We start from the raw sequence: 17,464 nt of genomic DNA, 5'->3' as shown, positions 1-17,464 counted from the left end.
TCATGATCAATTTTAAGAAACTATACGGTCTGACAATTATTGCTCTGGGTTTGACGACACAACCGATTCAAGCCGCAGCGCCAGAAAAGACCGAGCTCTCCATTTCGGTCGGTTCACAAATTCTGAATTACTTGCCCTTGTCTCTCACCGTATCCTTGGGTCATTTCAAGGAGCAGGGCTTGAACGTTCGCACCGAGAACTTCCAGGCGGGAGGCAGCAAGGCGCTGCAAGCCCTGGTCGCCGGCTCAACCGATGCTGTGGTTGGATTTTACGATCACACCATTTCGATGCAGTCTAAGGGCAAGGATATCGTGTCCGTTGTCCTGCTCAACGACATGCCAGGCATAGTGCTAGCCGCCCGAAACGAAACCGGTCTCAAAAAAGGCAGCGATCTCAAGGGACATACGGTGGGGATTACCGCTCCCGGATCTTCTTCGGACATGATCGCCCGCTACTACGTCAAACGTAATGGCCTTTCTCAGAAGGATGTAAGCTTCATCGCTGTTGGTTCGGGAGCGCCTGGCATGGCGGCTTTGGAACGCAAGGAGGTCGATAGTCTGGTCAATTTCGATCCAGTCGCGACCTTGCTTCAGCAGCGGAGTACCACACATTTTCTGTTCGACACACGAACAGCAGCCGGTTCCAAAGCCTTATTCGACGGCAACTATCCGACAGCCTGCCTGTATGTAACGCGCCAATTCATGCGGCGTCACCCTGAAACTGTTCAGCGCCTAGTCAATGCCTTTGTTAAAACACTGAAATGGATCTACCGCAATACAGCAGAAACTATTGCTGACAAGACTCCGAAAGAGGCCATCACCGGCGACAAGGGAAGCTTCATCCGGGCCCTAAAAGGCTCCAAGGCGATCTTCTCCAGCAATGGCATGATGCGGCCTCAGGATGCCTTGACCGTTCAGAAGGTGCTAAGCGATTACGACGAGAATGTCGCGCGCGCCAAGATTGACCTGAGCAAAACCTTCACCAATCAGTTTGTGGCAAAAGCCAAGTAACACACTCGTGTCCGGCGGCGGGATCCCGATGAGACAATGGTAATATCACATCAAAGGCTCAACTGAATAAGGGATCTAGTCATGAGTGCCGAGAAAGTTTCGGAATCAAAAGAACAAACGGGTGGCGTTGCCGCAGTAGACAGAGCGCTACTGTTGCTAACGGTATTTCACCTAGGCGAAGCTGAATTGTCTCTGGCTGATCTCGCCCGCCGCACGGGGCTTTACAAGAGCACTATCCTGCGATTGACAGAGTCGCTGCAGCGCTATGGTTTTTTGTGCCGCTTGGAAAGCGGCGCCTATGCGCTCGGACCGGAGTTGTTCCGGCTCGGCACGCAGTATCAGCGCTCGTTTCACCTCGAAGAACTGGTTCGTCCACGGCTAGCCATGCTGGCCAAAACACTGGGAGAAACCAGTTCCTTTTATATCAGGGAGGGCGAATGGCGGACCTGCTTAATGCGAGTGGAGCCCGACTCCGCTATCCGCTTGGTGCTGCATGAAGGAGATCGCCTACCCATTGCTCGGGGGGCGGCAGGTAAGGTGCTGCTGGCTTTTGGCGAGTCTATGGCCCCAGAGCTCGCTGCTATACATGAGCAGGGTTGGGCCGCGTCATTTGGAGAGCGTGATCCCGAGGCAGCCTCAGTGGCGACACCCGTGTTCGGCGCTCAAGGCATCCTTCTCGGCGCACTGGCTGTCTCCGGCGTGCGAAGCCGTTACGATGACAAACGGGTTCAACAACTCAAATCCGTGCTGCTAGAAACCTCCACGGAGTTGTCCCACTTACTTGGTTACAAACCCTGATTGGCTTTGTTACACAAACCGGTTGCAAGGCCAAACTTGAGGCTCCCCCAGAATACGGATCGGTAGATAGTGGGTCCTTCCGATTCTGGGGATTTATGAAACGTAGAAGTTCAGACCTGATCTGACAATCTCCCATTTTGACGGTACTCGACTGTCAGATCATCGGCCTGACAACCCCGCCTCACTCCACCGTCACGCTCTTGGCCAGATTGCGCGGCTTGTCGACATCGGTGCCGCGCGCCAGCGCCACGTGGTAGGCCAGCATCTGCACCGGGATGGCGTGCACCACCGGGCTGAGCACGCCGACATGGCGCGGGGTGCGGATCACATGCACGCCGTCGGATTCGCTGAAATGGCTGTCCAGATCGGCGAACACAAACAGCTCGCCGCCGCGCGCGCGCACTTCCTGCATATTGGATTTCACCTTTTCCAGCAGCGCGTCGTTGGGGGCGATCACCACCACCGGCATGTCTTCGTCCACCAGCGCCAGCGGGCCGTGCTTGAGCTCGCCGGCCGGGTAGGCTTCGGCGTGGATGTAGGAGATTTCCTTCAGCTTGAGCGCGCCTTCCAGCGCGATGGGGAAATGCAGGCCGCGGCCCAGGAACAGCGCGTTGTCCTTGGCGGCGAACTTGTCGGCCCAGGCCTTGATCTGCGGCTCCAGGTTCAGCGCGTGCTGCACGCTGCCCGGCAGATGGCGCAGTTCGTCCAGGTAGCGCGCCTCGTCGGCCGCGCTGACCTTGCCGCGCATCTTGCCCAGGGTCACCGCCAGCGCGAACAGGCCCACCAATTGGGTGGTGAAGGCCTTGGTGGAAGCCACGCCGATTTCGGCGCCGGCGCGGGTGAAGAACACCAGTTCGCTGGCGCGCGGAATCGCGGATTCGCGCACATTGCAGATAGACAACGCGTAGCGGTGGCCCAGTTCCTTGGCGTATTTCAGCGCTTCCATGGTGTCCAGCGTCTCGCCGGATTGGGAGATGGTGGTCACCAGGTAGTTGGGGTTGGCCCAGGCGCTGCGGTAGCGGTATTCGCTGGCGATTTCCACATCGCACTGCACGCCGGCGATGGTTTCGATCCAGTATTTGGCGGTCAGGCCGGCGTAGTAGCTGGTGCCGCAGGCCAGGATCTTGACGCCTTCCAGCTGCGGCAGCACTTCGCCGGCGCGCTCGCCGAACAGCTCGGGATTGAAGCCGTAGTCCTGCACCGCGTCTATGGTGTCGGACAGCGCCTTCGGCTGTTCGTGGATTTCCTTCTGCATGAAGTGGCTGTACGGGCCCAGTTCCAGCGAGGCCAGCGACACGTCGGACACGTGCACCGGGCGCTGCGCCGGCTGGTCGTCCTTGTCCAGCAGTTCCACGCCGTCGCGGGTCAGCCGGCCGATGTCGCCCTCTTCCAGGAAGATCACGCGGCGGGTGGCGGACACGATGGCGGAGACGTCGGAGGCGATGAAGTTCTCGCCGTCGCCCAGACCCACCAGCAGCGGGCAGCCCATGCGCGCGCACACCAGTTCGTCCGGGCGGTCCACCGCGATCACGCCGATGGCGTAAGCGCCGGTCAGCTCGCGGCTGGCGCGCTTGACCGCGTCGAACAGGCTGTCGCCGGCCTGGTAGTAGTGATGCACCAGGTGAGCGATGACTTCGGTGTCGGTCTGGGATTCAAAGGCGTAGCCCAGGCCTTTCAGGCGTTCGCGCTGCTCTTCGTGGTTTTCGATGATGCCGTTGTGCACCACGGCGATCTTGCCGAAGGATACGTGCGGGTGGGCGTTGGGTTCGGTGACGCCGCCATGGGTGGCCCAGCGGGTGTGGCCGATGCCCACCTGACCTTGCAGGCTTTCTTCCGCCGCGGCGTTTTCCATCTCCGCAACGCGGCCGACGCGGCGCACGCGACGGATGACGTCGCCGGCCAAGACCGCCACGCCGGCGGAGTCGTAGCCGCGGTATTCCAGCCGCTTCAGGCCGTCCACCAATACCGGAACCACATTACGCGCCGCGATGGCGCCGACAATGCCGCACATTACTTTCTCCTTGGACTATCAGCGGGCGAGGACGCGCAGATCAGCGCAATGCCCTTCGCCTGAATTTGGGTTCTGGCCTCCGCCGACAAGGCGTCGTCGGTCACCAGGGTATGAATGCGCTCCCACGGCAATTCCAGATTGGGGATGCGCCGGCCTATCTTTTCCGACTCCACCATCACGATGACTTCGCGCGCCACTTCGGCCATCACGCGCGACAGGCCCACCAGTTCGTTGAAGGTGGTGGTGCCGCGCTCCAGGTCGATGCCGTCCGCGCCGATGAACAGCTGATCGAAATCATAGGAACGCAGCACTTGTTCCGCCACCTGGCCCTGGAAGGATTCGGAATGCGGGTCCCAGGTGCCGCCGGTCATCAGCAACGTGGGTTCGTTCTCCAGTTCGCGCAGCGCGCCGGCCACGTTCAGGGAGTTGGTCATCACCACCAGGCCGCGCTTATTGCCCAGCAGCGGGATCATCGCGCTGGTGGTGGTGCCGCTGTCTATGATCACGCGGTTGTGGTCGCGCAGCCGCTCGGCGGCGGCGCGGGCGATGGCGATCTTTCGTTTTGAAACCTGCTCCGCGTCTTCTTCGACCACCATCTCCGACGGCAAGGACACCGCGCCGCCGTAGCGGCGCAGCAGCAGGCCGCCGGTTTCCAGCAGGGCCAGGTCTTTGCGTATGGTCACTTCGGAGGTGGAGAAGCGCTTGGTCAGCTCGTCCACGCTGACCTCGCCGCGTTCCTGCACCAGGGCGGCGATGGCGTGACGGCGTTGCTGAGTGTTTCGCTTGGTCATTTTATGTTTCGTTTCGAAAGTTTCGCGATCATAGCAGCGCCGCTTCGGCTTTGACAAGCGCCGGCCGCGGAAGCGTCGCGCCGCGGCAAGGGGCTGTCGCAAGAATGCCCCATGAAAAACGGCGCCCATCCTCCAAATCAGGAGAATGGGCGCCGCATGGCGACGGAAGGGAATCAGTCGGTTTTTTTCTGCGGCCGCTTCCAGCCCGGCACCGTGACCTGGCGCGCGCGCGCCACCGTCAGTTCGCCGGCCGGCGCGGTCCGGCTGATCACCGAGCCGGCGCCTATGGTGCTGTAAGATTCCAGCGTCACCGGCGCCACCATCAGGGTGCCGGAGCCGACGAAGACGTTGTCGCCGATCACGGTCTTGAACTTGTTGATGCCGTCGTAATTGCAGGTCACCGAGCCGGCGCCCACATTCACCTTGCCGCCGATCTCGGCGTCGCCGATATAGCTCAGGTGGTTGACCTTGGAGCCTTCGCCGATCACGCTTTTCTTCACTTCGACGAAGTTGCCGATATGCACGTGGCCGGCCAGTTTCGCGCCGGGGCGCAGCCGGGCGTAAGGCCCGATCCGGCATCCCTCGCCCACCACCGCGTCTTCCAGATGCGAGAACGGGGCGATCTTGGTGCCGGCGGCCACTTTGACGTTTTTCAGCACGCAGTGCGCGCCGATGTCCACTTGCTCGCCCAGCTCCACCACGCCTTCGAACACGCAGCCCACGTCTATGCTCACGTCCATGCCGTGGCTAAGTTCGCCGCGGATGTCGATGCGCGCCGGGTCCGCCAGCGTGACGCCGGCTTCCAGCAAGGCTTGCGCCTGGTTGCGCTGCAGGATGCGCTCCAGCTCGGCCAGCTGCACCTTGTTGTTGACGCCGGCCGCTTCCCAGCTGGCGTCCACGCTGGCGCTGTCCACGCTCACGCCGTCCGCCACCGCCAGGGCCAGCACGTCGGTCAGATAGTATTCGCCCTGGGCGTTGCCGTTATTGAGCGCGGCGAGCCAGCCGGACAGCCGCGCATTGGGCAGGGCCATCATGCCGGTGTTGATTTCACGGATCGCCAGTTGCGCCGGCGTACAGTCCTTGTGCTCGACGATGGCTTGGAGCTTGCCGTCCGCGCCGCGCACCATGCGGCCGTAGCCGCTGGCGTCGTCCAGCACGTCGGTCAGCACCGCCATGCCGGCGCCGGCGGCGCCGGACAAGCGATGCAGCGTATCCGCCTTGGTCAGCGGCACGTCGCCGTACAACACCATGGTCTTGCCGTCCTTCGGCAGGTGCGGCAGGGCCATCTTCAGCGCGTGGCCGGTGCCCAGCTGCTCGGCCTGCTCGGCCCAGATCAGGTCCGCGTCCGGGATGGCCGCTCGCACCTGTTCGCCGCCGTGGCCGTACACCACGATCAGACGCGCAGGCTTCAAGGCGCGCGCGGTGCGGATCACCCGCGCCAGCATCGGCTCGCCGCCTATGGGGTGCAATACCTTGGGTTTGGAGGAGTACATGCGCTTGCCCTTGCCGGCAGCGAGAATGACGATGCTGAGACTGTCCATGGTTTTTTCACGACTCGAAAACGGAAAAAGGCTGCCACTTGCGTGGCAGCCTACTATACACGATTACATCTCTTATCAGTGGGCGCGCTTCTTGAGGAAATCCAGCGCCTTCAACTCCGCGATGGCCACTGCCAGAGCAGCGTGCGCCTTCGCGGTGGAGAGGTCGTCGGTGGCGCGCTTGAGAGAATCCTCCGCAGCGCGTTTTGCCTCATTGGCGCGGGCCTCGTCGAGATCCTCGCCGCGAATCGCCGTATCGGCCAGCACGGTGATCAGGCTGGGCTGCACTTCCATCATGCCGCCAGACACTGCCACCAGTACTTCTTCGCTGCTGCCCGGCACTTTCAGACGCAGCACGCCGGGCTTGATACGGGTCAGGAGCGGCACGTGTTGGGGATACACACCGATCTCGCCTTCGGTAGCCGGCGCAACCACGAACTCAGCTTCGCCGGAGAAGATCATTTGCTCGGTGCTGACCACTTCCACACGCATCTTGGACATCAGCCCTCTCCTTAGTTAAGGGTCTTGGCTTTCTCGGCAGCTTCTTCAATGGAGCCAACCATGTAGAACGCTTGTTCCGGCAGATGGTCGTACTCGCCAGCGAGAATGGCCTTGAAACCCTTGATGGTTTCGCGCAGCGGCACGTATTTGCCCGGCGAGCCGGTAAATACTTCAGCCACGTGGAACGGCTGGGACAGGAAGCGCTGGATCTTACGGGCGCGAGCCACGACCAGTTTGTCTTCCTCGGACAGTTCGTCCATACCCAGAATCGCGATGATGTCGCGCAGTTCCTTGTAACGCTGCAGCGTGGACTGCACGCCACGGGCTACCGTGTAGTGCTCGTCGCCTACCACCAGCGGATCCAGCTGACGCGAGGTGGAGTCGAGCGGATCCACCGCCGGGTAGATACCCAGCGAAGCGATGTCGCGCGACAGAACCACGGTGGCGTCCAAGTGGGCGAAGGTGGTCGCCGGGGACGGGTCGGTCAAGTCATCCGCAGGCACGTATACGGCCTGGATGGAGGTGATCGAGCCATCGCGGGTCGAAGTAATGCGCTCTTGCAGACGGCCCATTTCTTCCGCCAGCGTCGGCTGATAGCCCACGGCGGAAGGCATACGGCCCAGCAGAGCGGATACTTCAGTACCGGCCAGGGTGTAGCGGTAGATGTTGTCCACGAAGAACAGCACGTCGCGGCCCTTGCCGCTTTCGTCTTTCTCGTCGCGGAAGTGCTCGGCCATGGTCAGACCGGTCAGGGCCACGCGCAGACGGTTGCCCGGCGGCTCGTTCATCTGGCCGTACACCATCGCCACTTTGTCCAGTACGTTGGAGTCCTTCATCTCGTGGTAGAAGTCGTTGCCTTCACGAGTGCGCTCACCAACGCCGGCAAACACGGACAAACCGGAGTGTGCCTTGGCGATGTTGTTGATCAGTTCCATCATGTTCACGGTCTTGCCCACGCCGGCGCCGCCGAACAGGCCCACTTTGCCGCCTTTGGCGAACGGGCACAGCAGGTCGATCACCTTGATGCCGGTTTCCAGCAGGTCGGTGGCGGGGGACAGTTCGTCGAACTTCGGAGCGGGCTGGTGGATGGCGCGGCGAACATCGGTCGCCACCGCGCCGGCTTCGTCCACCGGGTTGCCCAAGACATCCATGATGCGGCCCAGGGTGGCGCTGCCCACCGGCACCGAGATCGGTGCGCCGGTGTTGACTACGCTCATGCCACGCTTCAGGCCGTCAGAGCTGCCCATGGCGATGGTGCGCGCTACGCCGTCGCCCAGCTGCTGCTGGACTTCGAGCGTCAGGTCGGCATCAACCAGCTTCAGGGCATCATAAACCTTTGGCATGGCGTCGCGCGGAAACTCCACGTCGATCACCGCGCCAATGATTTGTACGATTTTACCTTGGCTCATTATCGGTTCCTAAACATTAAACTTTTTCAGTCTGCGACGGCTTACACCGCTGCGGCGCCTGCCACGATTTCAGACAATTCGGTAGTGATCGCCGCCTGACGAGCCTTGTTGTACACAAGTCGCAGTTGCTTGATCGTGTTACCGGCGTTGTCCGTGGCGGATTTCATCGCCACCATGCGGGCAGCTTGCTCGGAGGCCATGTTCTCGGCCATCGCCTCGAACACAACCGACTCGATATAGCGTTTGACCAGGAACTCCATCACGGCAAGGGCGCTCGGCTCGTACAGGTAATCCCACGAGTGCGAGTGCTCCACCACCATGTGTTCCGAGGTCAACGGCAGCAGCTGTTCAGTCGCCGGCTCCTGCTTCATCGTGTTGATGAAACGGGAGTAAACGATGTAGAGCGCGTCCAGTTCGCCTTCGGCGTACTGCTTGAACAGCACCGTAAGCGGGCCAATCAGTTTTTCCATCTTCGGCACATCGCCGAGCTGGGTTGCGCTGGCCACAACGTTGAGGCGCGCGCGCTGGCATGCGGCCAGGCCTTTTTGACCCAGGCAGCAGACATCCACTTCGATGCCCTGGTCCTGCAGATCCTTGACTTGGGCGAAGAAGCGCTTGAGCGTGTTCACGTTCAAGCCGCCGCACAGGCCCTTGTCGGAGGTCATCAGGATGATGCCGGCGCGTTTGACTACGTCGCGGCTTTGCAACAGCGGGTGCTCAAGATCCGTGTTCGCCTGAGCAAGGTGCGCCATGACTGTGCGCACCTTCTCGGCGTAAGGACGGGCAGCGCGCATACGCTCTTGCGTTTTGCGCATCTTGGAGGTCGCCACCATTTGCATTGCGCGAGTGATCTTCTGCGTGTTTTGCACGCTTCGGATCTTGGTGAGAATCTCTTTGCCGACTGCCATTCCTGAACCTTTCCTAGTAACTGTTTGCGTTAACCGAAAAGACTCAGTTGTAGCTGAAGCCAGCCTTGAACGATTCCATCGCCTTGGCCAGGATTTTCTCGTTGTCGCCGGACAGATCGCCGGAAGCGTTCACCGCGGCCAACACGTCGTGGTGGTTCGCGCGCACATAGGCGAGGAACGCCGCTTCGAAAGCCAGGGCTTTCTTCACCGGAACGTCTTCGTAGCTGCCCTTGTTCACCGCCCACAGGGTCAACGCCATTTCGGCGGTGGCCAGCGGCAGGAACTGCTTCTGCTTCATCAGCTCGGTCACCACTTCGCCGTGTTGCAGTTGCTTGCGGGTAGCCTCGTCCAGATCGGAAGCGAACTGCGAGAACGCAGCCAGTTCACGGTACTGGGCCAGGGCCAGACGGATACCGCCGCCCAGCTTCTTGATCACCTTGGTCTGCGCGGCGCCGCCAACGCGGGATACCGAGATACCGGCGTTGATGGCCGGGCGGATGCCTGCGTTGAAGAGGTCGGTTTCCAGGAAGATCTGACCGTCGGTGATCGAGATCACGTTGGTCGGCACGAAGGCGGAAACGTCGCCGGCCTGGGTTTCGATGATAGGCAGCGCGGTCAGGGAACCGGTCTTGCCTTTCACTTCGCCGTTGGTCAGCTTGGCCACTTCGTCTTCATTGATGCGGGAAGCGCGTTCCAGCAGACGGGAGTGCAGATAGAACACGTCGCCAGGGTAGGCTTCGCGGCCCGGCGGACGGCGCAGCAGCAGCGAAATCTGACGGTAGGCGACGGCTTGCTTGGACAAGTCGTCGTACACGATCAGCGCGTCTTCGCCGATGTCGCGGAAGTATTCGCCCATCGCGCAGCCGGAGTACGGGGCGATGAACTGCAGCGCGGCGGCTTCGGAAGCGGTCGCGGCCACCACGATGGTGTGGCCCAGCGCGCCGTGTTCTTCCAGCTTGCGCACCACGTTGGCGATGGAGGAGGCCTTTTGGCCAATCGCCACGTAGATGCACACTACGCCGGTGCCTTTTTGGTTGATGATCGCATCCAGCGCCACCGCGGTCTTGCCGGTCTGGCGGTCGCCGATGATCAGCTCGCGCTGACCGCGGCCAACCGGAACCATCGAGTCGATGGCCTTCAGGCCGGTCTGCATCGGCTGGGATACCGATTGACGCGCAATCACGCCCGGCGCGATCTTTTCGATCGGGCTGGACAGCTTGGCGTTAACCGGGCCCTTGCCGTCGATCGGCTGACCCAGGGCGTTGACCACGCGGCCAATCAGTTCCGGACCTACCGGAACTTCCAGAATGCGACCGGTACAAGTAACTTCGTCGCCTTCCGAGATGTGCTCGTACTCGCCCAGAACCACGGCGCCGACAGAGTCGCGCTCCAGGTTCATCGCGAGGCCGAAGGTGTTGCCCGGGAATTCGAGCATTTCACCCTGCATCACGTCTGCCAGGCCATGGATACGAACGATGCCGTCGGTCACGGAAATCACGGTACCTTTGGTACGGGTTTCTGCGCCTTCGGCCAGGTTCTGAATCTTCGCCTTGATCAGATCGCTGATTTCAGAGGGGTTCAACTGCATGATCTCTCCTAATTCTTGAGGCTTACTGCCATGGCTTGCAGTTTGCCGCGCACGGAAGCGTCGATGACATCGTCGCCTACCAACACACGAACCCCGCCGATCAGGTCAGGGTTGTCACGCACATCAATCCGTACGGATTTGCCGTACTTCTTGGAAAGCGTGTCGGTCAGTTCGGCTTGCTGTGCATCGTTCATTGCAAACGCCGTTTCCACCACGGCATCCACAACGCCTTCCGCTTGCGCCTTGAACACTTCAAACTGTTCGGCGATTTGCGGCAGCAGCGTCAAACGGTTGTTCTCGATCAGCGCGGCCAGAAAACGTTTTACGTCTTCGTTGCCGCGCGCGCCCAGAACATCCAGCATCAGCGCCTCAAGCTCTTGTGCGGTATGTTTCGGATTGGTGATGACGGCTTCCAAATCCGGGTTCTTCACCATGGCAGCCAGCCACGACAGCGATTCCGACCATTGCTGGGTGGCGTGCTGCTCGGTGGCGAGGCTGTATACCGCTTCGGCATAGGGCCTAGCTACGGTAATGAGTTCTGCCATGAGTTAATTAAAACTCCGCTTTGATGGAGGCAAGCAGATCAGCGTGCTTGGCCGAGTCGATCTCTTTGCGCAGGATCTTCTCTGCGCCCGCAACCGCCAGGTCGGCCACTTGCGCGCGCAGGGTTTCCTTGGCGCGCAGGACTTCCTGATCGATCTCAGACTTGGCGTCGGCCACAATGCGCGCGCCTTCAACGCGTGCGGCATCCTTGGCTTCGTCCACGATCTGGCTGGCGCGCTTTTCAGCGGCCATCACGATTTCGGTCGCTTGCTGTTTGGCCTTGCGGAGTTCGTCCGCAACGCGTTTTTCAGCGGCTTCCAGATCTTGCTTGCCACGCTCGCCGGCGGCCAGGCCGTCTGCGATGCGCTTGGCGCGCTCATCCATCATGTTGGTAAGCGGAGGCCAAACAAACTTCATGGTGAACCATACCAGGATGGCGAACGTGATCGCCTGGCCCAGTAGTGTTACGTTGAATTCCACGCTTGTTTTCCTCCAGTAGTATTACTGCAACAACCAATTCCGCTTAAAAATTAAGCGCCGGCTTTCAGAGCGGCCAGAGCGGCGGACAGGAACGGGTTATTGAAGGTGTACAGCATGGCGATACCAACACCGATCATGGAGATGGCGTCAAGCAGACCGGCCAGAATGAACAGTTTGGTTTGCAGAACCGGGATCATTTCCGGTTGACGGGCGGAGGACTCGAGGAATTTGCCACCCAGGATGGCAAAACCCAGAGCAGTACCGATGGCGCCCAGGCCAATGATCAGGGCAGCGGCCAGTACGGTCATGGACTGGATCTGAGAAACGAGTGCTTCCATTGTGTATCTCCTAAGACTTAATCAAGGATGGTTGGTAAAAAAGCTAAAAAAACAAAGGTAAAACAAAGAAACCGGTATTAGTGCGCTTCCACCGCCAGGCTCAGGTACACGATGGTCAGCATCATGAACACGAAGGCCTGCAGGGTGATGATCAGGATATGGAAGATCGCCCACGGCGCGCCCAGCAGCCATTGCAGGCCCCAGGGCAGCAGCGCGATCAGGATGAAGATCATTTCGCCGGCGTACATATTGCCGAACAAACGCAGGGACAGCGAAATCGGCTTGGCCAGCAGTTCCACCATCTGCAACAGGAAGTTGGCCGGAGCCAGCAGGATCTTGCCCACGGTGCCTTCCGCATGGAAAGGCGCGGTGAACAGTTCTTTGGTGTAACCGCCCACGCCCTTGGCGCTGATGGAGAAGCCGATGATGCAGAACATCACGGACAAGGACATCGCGAAGGTGGCGTTGACGTCGGCGGACGGCACGACGCGGAAGTAAACATGATGCGGCTCGGCGCCGAAGAAGGTGTAACCCACCCACTGGGCCAGCGTCGGCAGCAGGTCAACCGGCAGCAGGTCCATGAAGTTCATCAGGAAGATCCAGCAGAAAATGGTCAGCGCCAGCGGAGCGATCACCTTGCTCTGGCCGTGGAATACGTCGCGCACCTGCTTGTCCACCATCTCCACGATGCTTTCCACAAACAGCTGCAGCCGGCCCGGATTCTCCAGCTTGGCCTTGCGCGCCACGACGGCGAACACGCCGGCGAAGATGAAGGCGAGAACCAGCGAAATGGAGAAGGTATCAAGGTGCAGGCTCCAGAAGCCGGCGGAAGGATCCGAATTCCAGAAGGTGAGGTGGTGCTTGATGTAGTCAGTTGCGTTGCTTGCCATCGCTCATTTTCTCAATTTTTGATTAAAAGCCCGAACCAGTAGCCGGATACGGCGGCAAAAAATCCGCCAAAAAGACCGACTATCGATAAATCCTTGAAAAATACCAAAGTCGCACCAAATATCAGGATGGTGAGGACGTATTTGACGGCCTCTGCCCTGAAATGCGCTTTCATCAGTTCCGCGGGAGCGACATGGCGCTTGGCGTAGGCGATTCTGGCGTACACCAGAGCCGGCACCAAGGCCGACAATCCGCCAAGCAAGACAGAAACCGGAACGGCCAGGTTTCCTCCCCCTGCAACCATTCCGATCAGCAGCGCGACCCCCACCAGGGTGCACTGCAGGCGCAGTATACGCTTAACTTCTGGATTAACCATGTTTACCCAGCAAAAAAACCGCCGAATTATAGGCTTCACGCTTGATTTGCGTCAACTTGCCTGTCATTGACATGCTGCGTTGCAACAGTCTCATTTGCTTGAAGTTTTCTGCAGCTTTTCCAACAAGCCTTCCAGCTCGTCCAGCGTTGCATATTCTATGACCAGCCTGCCGTTGCCGCGGTTTGCGTGACGGATGCTGACGCGCGCGCCTATGCGTTCCGACACCTGTTCCGCCAGCCGGCTCACGTCCGGGTCTGTCTGTTTTTGCTGCGGTGCAACTGTGGTTTTTTCCACAGCTTTCTGCTGTACCCTGCGCTCCACCTCGCGCACGGACAGGCCTTTCTCGCCCACCTCCTGCGCCAGACCCAGCTGCTCAACCACCGGCAGCGCCAGCAAGGCGCGCGCATGGCCCATCTCCAGCCGCCCCTGATGCAGCATGGTCTGCACCGGCTCCGGCAGGGCCAGCAGGCGCAATAGATTGCTGACCGCGCTGCGCGAACGGCCCACCGCGTCGGCGGCGGCCTCGTGGGTCAGGCCGAATTCGTCGATCAGGCGCTTGAGGCCCTGGGCCTCCTCGATGGGGTCCAGTTCCTGGCGCTGAATGTTTTCGATCAGCGCCATCGCCAGCGCCGCTTCGTCCGGCACGCTCTTGATCACCGCGGGCACTTCGGACAAGCCGGCCTTGCGCGAGGCGCGCCAGCGCCGCTCGCCGGCGATCAGCTCGTAATCGCCAAAGCCGATTTCGCGCACCACCAGCGGCTGGATCACGCCCTGGGAGCGAATGGACGCGGCCAGTTCGTCCAGCGCGCCCTCGTCCATGAAGCTGCGCGGCTGGTATTTGCCGGGACGGATGCTGTCGATGGGGAGGGAAGTCAATCTGTCGTCCACTGTCTCGGCAGTGGACAGGAGCGCGTCCAGGCCGCGCCCCAATCCTTTTAATTTGGCCATATCGCTTAGACGGAGGGGGTTGTGGTTGCGGGCTCTAGCCTGTCCGCCAGCTCTTGCGCCAGCGCAAGATAGGCTTGCGCGCCGCGCGAGGCGCGATCGTAGACCAGGCCGGGCAAGCCGTGGCTGGGCGCTTCCGCCAGCCGCACATTGCGCGGTATCACAGTGTCGAACACCTTGGCGCCGAAATGGCGGGCCAGTTGTTCGGACACCTGCTGCGACAAATTATTGCGCGCGTCGAACATGGTGCGCAGCAGGCCCATGATCTCGATCTTGGGATTCACCGCCACCCGCACCTTGCGCAAGGTCGCCACCAGGTCGGACAGGCCTTCCAGCGCGTAGTATTCGCACACCATCGGGATCAGCACGCTGTGCGCCGCCACCAGCCCGTTCAGGGTCAGCAGGTTCAGCGAGGGCGGGCAGTCTATCAGCACGTAGTCGTACTGCTCCTCCACCGCCTGCAGCGCGTTCTTCAGCCGCGCCTCGCGCGCCAGCTCGTTGACCAGCTCCAGCTCCGCGCCGCCCAGATCGCGGTTGGCGGGCAGCACATCGTAACCGCCCTCCTTCGCCGGCTGGCGCGCGTCTTCGATCGAAGCCTCGCCCAGCAGCACGTCGTAGCCGGACAGTTTCAGGGATTGCTTGGCGATGCCGCTACCCATGGTGGCATTGCCCTGCGGGTCGAGATCGACAATCAGCACGCGCCGGCCCAAGTCGGCCAGGCCCGCCGCCAGATTCACCACAGTCGTGGTCTTGCCGACCCCGCCCTTCTGGTTGGCGACCGCGATCACCCTTGAATTCATTGCGCACCCACCCCTTCCAGGCGCATTCTCACCAGGTGCCGTTCGGCATCCAGGCCCGGCACTGTCACCGGCAATACTTCGGAAACCACCGTACCCTGCGGCAACAAGGCGATTTCCTCGTAAGGATAGACACCCTTCATTGCTACATATTGACCGTGATCCGCCAGCAGATGGCGGGTCAGCTTGACGAACTCGGCCAGCTCGGAAAACGCCCGGCTGGTGATGCGGTCGAACTTCTGTTCCGGCTGGTAGGCCTCCACCCGCTCGGTCATCACCTGCACATTGGGCAGGCCCAGTTCCACCACCACCTGACGCAGGAAGGTGGTTTTCTTATGGTTGGAATCCAGCAGCACCACTTGCAGATCCGGGCGGGCGATCGCCGCCGGGATGCCGGGCATGCCGCCGCCGGAGCCGACGTCCAGCAGGCGGCTGCCGCCGTCCAGATGCGGCACCAGGCTCAGGCTGTCCAGCAGATGGTAGCTGACCATGCGCTTTTCCTCGCGCACCGCGGTCAGGTTATAGGTCTGGTTCCACTTGGCCAGCAGCGCCAGATAGCGGTCCAGCAAATCGATTTGCGCGTCGCTCAGTTCCAGTTTCAGCTGCGACAGGCCTTGTTGTAGTTCTGCGTTATGTGTCATGCGGTTTTCGTTGCGTCGGCAAAGCCGCGTTTCAGGTGGACCATCAAAAGAGCAACCGCCGCCGGGGTAATGCCCTGGATGCGCGAAGCCTGCCCCAGGGTTTCCGGGCGTTGCTGGTTCAGTTTCTGCTGCACTTCCTTGGACAGGCCCTTGACCAGACCGTAGTCGATGTCGGCCGGCAGGCGCACGTCTTCAAGGTTGTCGCGGCGCGCCAGTTCTTCGTTCTGGCGGTTGATATAGCCTTGGTATTTGACCTGAATTTCCACCTGCTCGGCAACCGCCTCGTCCGCCACCGCGCCGCCGGCCTCCGGCAGCGTCATCAAATCGGCGTAGGCGACATTGGGCCGCTTCAGCAAATCGTACAGGCTGTACTCGCGCTCTATCGCCTTGCCCAGCAACGCTTGCAGCGCGGCGGCGTCGCTCAGCCGCGCCGGATGCAGCCAGGTGGCCTTCAGGCGAGCCTTCTCCGCCTCCACCGCGTCGCGCTTGCGGCAGAAGCTGTCCCATTGGGCATCGCCGATCAGGCCGTGTTGGCGGGCAATCTCGGTCAGGCGCAGGTCGGCGTTGTCTTCGCGCAACTGCAGGCGGAATTCGGCGCGGCTGGTGAACATGCGGTAAGGCTCGGCCACGCCCTTGGTGATCAGATCGTCCACCAATACGCCCAGATAGGCTTCATCGCGGCGCGGACACCAGCTAGCCTGGTCCCGAGCGAACAGAGCGGCGTTCATGCCGGCCAGCAGGCCCTGGGCGGCGGCTTCTTCATAGCCGGTGGTGCCGTTGATCTGGCCGGCGAAGAACAGGCCCTGGATCGCCTTGGTCTCCAGCGAGGCCTTCAGGCCGCGCGGGTCGAAGTAGTCGTATTCGATCGCGTAGCCGGGCCGCAGGATGTGGGCGTTCTCCATGCCACGGATCGAACGCACCGCCGCCAGCTGGATGTCGAAGGGCAGGCTGGTGGAAATCCCGTTGGGGTAGAACTCGTGCGTGGTCAGGCCTTCCGGCTCCAGGAAGACCTGGTGGCTGTCCTTGTCGGCGAAGCGGTTGATCTTGTCTTCGATGGACGGGCAGTAACGCGGGCCGACGCCTTCGATCACCCCGGTGAACATCGGGCTGCGGTCGAAGCCGGAGCGGATGATCTCGTGGGTGCGTTCATTGGTGTGGGTGATCCAGCACGGCAGTTGCTTGGGATGCAACGCGCGGCTGCCGCGGTAGGAGAACACCGGCTCCGGCGTGTCGCCCGGCTGCTCTTCCATCACAGAGAAGTCGACGCTGCGGCCGTCGATGCGCGGCGGCGTGCCGGTTTTCAGCCGTCCCACCGGCAGGGCCAGTTCGCGCAAGCGCGCGCCCAGCGTGGACGCGGCCTGATCGCCGGCGCGGCCGCCGGTGTAGTTCTCCATGCCGACGTGGATCTTGCCGGACAGGAAGGTGCCGGCGGTCAACACCACGGTCTTGGCGCGGAAGGTGATGCCGATGGCGGTGATGGCCCCGGCGACGCGGTCGCCCTCTATCAGCAGATCGTCCACCGGCTGCTGAAACAGGGTCAGATTGGGCTGGTTCTCCAGCATCTCGCGGATCGCCGCCTTGTACAGGATGCGGTCGGCCTGGGCGCGGGTGGCGCGCACGGCCGGACCCTTAGAGGCGTTGAGGGTGCGGAATTGGATGCCGCCGATGTCGGTGGCCAGCGCCATCGCGCCGCCCAGGGCATCCACTTCCTTGACCAGATGGCCCTTGCCGATGCCGCCGATCGACGGATTGCACGACATCTGGCCCAAGGTCTCGATGTTGTGCGTCAAAAGAAGGGTGTCGCAGCCCATGCGCGCGGCCGCCAGCGCGGCCTCGGTGCCGGCATGGCCGCCGCCCACCACTATCACGTCGAAGTTTGTCGGATAAATCATGGCTTTGTCG

18 protein-coding genes are annotated in these 17,464 nt (G+C 61.4%); 2 read left to right on the top strand and 16 right to left on the bottom strand.

Annotated elements, in window-relative coordinates:
• The first annotated feature begins 2 nt into the window (after positions 1 to 2).
• Positions 3 to 1,010 (top strand): ABC transporter substrate-binding protein, encoded by a 1,008-nt coding sequence (locus ACODSD_RS00810; RefSeq protein WP_488876581.1) that lies wholly within the window; start codon positions 3 to 5, stop codon positions 1,008 to 1,010.
• A gap of 81 nt (positions 1,011 to 1,091) precedes the next feature.
• Positions 1,092 to 1,808 carry an IclR family transcriptional regulator gene (locus ACODSD_RS00805; protein WP_488876580.1) on the top strand — a complete coding sequence of 239 codons (717 nt, stop codon included), beginning with the start codon at positions 1,092 to 1,094 and terminating at the stop codon, positions 1,806 to 1,808.
• 181 nt (positions 1,809 to 1,989) lie between these two features.
• Here ACODSD_RS00805 and glmS read toward each other — a convergent pair whose 3' ends face one another.
• The 16 genes from glmS to mnmG form a co-directional block, all read right to left on the bottom strand.
• On the bottom strand, positions 1,990 to 3,819 hold the full coding sequence (glmS, locus tag ACODSD_RS00800; RefSeq protein WP_488876579.1) for a glutamine--fructose-6-phosphate transaminase (isomerizing): 1,830 nt from the start codon (positions 3,817 to 3,819) through the stop codon (positions 1,990 to 1,992).
• Complete coding sequence (locus ACODSD_RS00795) at positions 3,819 to 4,610, bottom strand: DeoR/GlpR family DNA-binding transcription regulator (protein WP_227105517.1); 792 nt, start codon at positions 4,608 to 4,610, stop codon at positions 3,819 to 3,821. The genes glmS and ACODSD_RS00795 overlap by 1 nt, the downstream gene beginning before the upstream one ends.
• Before the next feature lie 173 nt (positions 4,611 to 4,783).
• Positions 4,784 to 6,151: a bifunctional UDP-N-acetylglucosamine diphosphorylase/glucosamine-1-phosphate N-acetyltransferase GlmU gene (gene glmU, locus ACODSD_RS00790; RefSeq protein WP_488876578.1), complete on the bottom strand. Its 1,368-nt coding sequence runs from the start codon at positions 6,149 to 6,151 to the stop codon at positions 4,784 to 4,786.
• Between the two features lie 75 nt (positions 6,152 to 6,226).
• Positions 6,227 to 6,649: a F0F1 ATP synthase subunit epsilon gene (locus ACODSD_RS00785; protein WP_019103740.1), complete on the bottom strand. Its 423-nt coding sequence runs from the start codon at positions 6,647 to 6,649 to the stop codon at positions 6,227 to 6,229.
• Between the two features lie 11 nt (positions 6,650 to 6,660).
• On the bottom strand, positions 6,661 to 8,058 hold the full coding sequence (gene atpD / locus ACODSD_RS00780) for a F0F1 ATP synthase subunit beta (RefSeq protein ID WP_019103741.1): 1,398 nt from the start codon (positions 8,056 to 8,058) through the stop codon (positions 6,661 to 6,663).
• Positions 8,059 to 8,099: 41 nt separating this feature from the next.
• Entirely contained in the window at positions 8,100 to 8,966 is an 867-nt protein-coding gene (gene atpG, locus ACODSD_RS00775; protein WP_048410022.1) for a F0F1 ATP synthase subunit gamma, read from the bottom strand.
• 43 nt (positions 8,967 to 9,009) lie between these two features.
• Complete coding sequence (atpA, locus tag ACODSD_RS00770; protein WP_048410021.1) at positions 9,010 to 10,554, bottom strand: F0F1 ATP synthase subunit alpha; 1,545 nt, start codon at positions 10,552 to 10,554, stop codon at positions 9,010 to 9,012.
• Positions 10,555 to 10,562: 8 nt separating this feature from the next.
• Positions 10,563 to 11,099: a F0F1 ATP synthase subunit delta gene (locus ACODSD_RS00765; protein WP_043589588.1), complete on the bottom strand. Its 537-nt coding sequence runs from the start codon at positions 11,097 to 11,099 to the stop codon at positions 10,563 to 10,565.
• A gap of 7 nt (positions 11,100 to 11,106) precedes the next feature.
• The gene (locus tag ACODSD_RS00760; RefSeq protein WP_048410019.1) at positions 11,107 to 11,577 is read right to left on the bottom strand and encodes a F0F1 ATP synthase subunit B; all 471 of its coding nucleotides are present in this window, start codon (positions 11,575 to 11,577) and stop codon (positions 11,107 to 11,109) included.
• A gap of 50 nt (positions 11,578 to 11,627) precedes the next feature.
• Positions 11,628 to 11,915, bottom strand: a complete 288-nt coding sequence (gene atpE / locus ACODSD_RS00755; RefSeq protein WP_019101091.1) for a F0F1 ATP synthase subunit C — start codon at positions 11,913 to 11,915, stop codon at positions 11,628 to 11,630.
• Between the two features lie 77 nt (positions 11,916 to 11,992).
• On the bottom strand, positions 11,993 to 12,805 hold the full coding sequence (gene atpB / locus ACODSD_RS00750; protein WP_048413016.1) for a F0F1 ATP synthase subunit A: 813 nt from the start codon (positions 12,803 to 12,805) through the stop codon (positions 11,993 to 11,995).
• Between the two features lie 11 nt (positions 12,806 to 12,816).
• Positions 12,817 to 13,179, bottom strand: a complete 363-nt coding sequence (locus ACODSD_RS00745) for an ATP synthase subunit I (RefSeq protein ID WP_048413015.1) — start codon at positions 13,177 to 13,179, stop codon at positions 12,817 to 12,819.
• Positions 13,180 to 13,269: 90 nt separating this feature from the next.
• A complete protein-coding gene (locus tag ACODSD_RS00740) occupies positions 13,270 to 14,127 on the bottom strand; it encodes a ParB/RepB/Spo0J family partition protein (protein WP_227105520.1) in 858 nt (285 codons plus the stop codon).
• 5 nt (positions 14,128 to 14,132) lie between these two features.
• Entirely contained in the window at positions 14,133 to 14,924 is a 792-nt protein-coding gene (locus ACODSD_RS00735) for a ParA family protein (protein ID WP_107800958.1), read from the bottom strand.
• On the bottom strand, positions 14,921 to 15,562 hold the full coding sequence (gene rsmG / locus ACODSD_RS00730; RefSeq protein WP_048410014.1) for a 16S rRNA (guanine(527)-N(7))-methyltransferase RsmG: 642 nt from the start codon (positions 15,560 to 15,562) through the stop codon (positions 14,921 to 14,923). Before rsmG ends, ACODSD_RS00735 begins: the two co-directional genes overlap by 4 nt.
• The gene (gene mnmG / locus ACODSD_RS00725; protein ID WP_227105522.1) at positions 15,559 to 17,454 is read right to left on the bottom strand and encodes a tRNA uridine-5-carboxymethylaminomethyl(34) synthesis enzyme MnmG; all 1,896 of its coding nucleotides are present in this window, start codon (positions 17,452 to 17,454) and stop codon (positions 15,559 to 15,561) included. The genes rsmG and mnmG overlap by 4 nt, the downstream gene beginning before the upstream one ends.
• Between the last annotated feature and the right edge of the window lie 10 nt (positions 17,455 to 17,464).

The sequence above is a fragment of the Chromobacterium sp. FG22 genome (genome assembly GCF_057809415.1).
Note: the sequence above shows the minus strand (reverse complement) of the source record. Positions and strands in the feature narration are given on the sequence as shown.

Coding starts and splice junctions, on each gene's coding strand:
- ACODSD_RS00735 (WP_107800958.1), bottom strand. CDS start 14,924: ATGAATTCAAGGGTGATCGCGGTCGCCAACCAGAAGGGCGGGGTCGGC.
- ACODSD_RS00810 (WP_488876581.1), top strand. CDS start 3: ATGATCAATTTTAAGAAACTATACGGTCTGACAATTATTGCTCTGGGT.
- atpD (WP_019103741.1), bottom strand. CDS start 8,058: ATGAGCCAAGGTAAAATCGTACAAATCATTGGCGCGGTGATCGACGTG.
- atpE (WP_019101091.1), bottom strand. CDS start 11,915: ATGGAAGCACTCGTTTCTCAGATCCAGTCCATGACCGTACTGGCCGCT.
- ACODSD_RS00765 (WP_043589588.1), bottom strand. CDS start 11,099: ATGGCAGAACTCATTACCGTAGCTAGGCCCTATGCCGAAGCGGTATAC.
- ACODSD_RS00740 (WP_227105520.1), bottom strand. CDS start 14,127: ATGGCCAAATTAAAAGGATTGGGGCGCGGCCTGGACGCGCTCCTGTCC.
- ACODSD_RS00805 (WP_488876580.1), top strand. CDS start 1,092: ATGAGTGCCGAGAAAGTTTCGGAATCAAAAGAACAAACGGGTGGCGTT.
- glmS (WP_488876579.1), bottom strand. CDS start 3,819: ATGTGCGGCATTGTCGGCGCCATCGCGGCGCGTAATGTGGTTCCGGTA.
- atpA (WP_048410021.1), bottom strand. CDS start 10,554: ATGCAGTTGAACCCCTCTGAAATCAGCGATCTGATCAAGGCGAAGATT.
- ACODSD_RS00795 (WP_227105517.1), bottom strand. CDS start 4,610: ATGACCAAGCGAAACACTCAGCAACGCCGTCACGCCATCGCCGCCCTG.
- ACODSD_RS00745 (WP_048413015.1), bottom strand. CDS start 13,179: ATGGTTAATCCAGAAGTTAAGCGTATACTGCGCCTGCAGTGCACCCTG.
- glmU (WP_488876578.1), bottom strand. CDS start 6,151: ATGGACAGTCTCAGCATCGTCATTCTCGCTGCCGGCAAGGGCAAGCGC.
- mnmG (WP_227105522.1), bottom strand. CDS start 17,454: ATGATTTATCCGACAAACTTCGACGTGATAGTGGTGGGCGGCGGCCAT.
- atpG (WP_048410022.1), bottom strand. CDS start 8,966: ATGGCAGTCGGCAAAGAGATTCTCACCAAGATCCGAAGCGTGCAAAAC.
- atpB (WP_048413016.1), bottom strand. CDS start 12,805: ATGGCAAGCAACGCAACTGACTACATCAAGCACCACCTCACCTTCTGG.
- rsmG (WP_048410014.1), bottom strand. CDS start 15,562: ATGACACATAACGCAGAACTACAACAAGGCCTGTCGCAGCTGAAACTG.
- ACODSD_RS00785 (WP_019103740.1), bottom strand. CDS start 6,649: ATGTCCAAGATGCGTGTGGAAGTGGTCAGCACCGAGCAAATGATCTTC.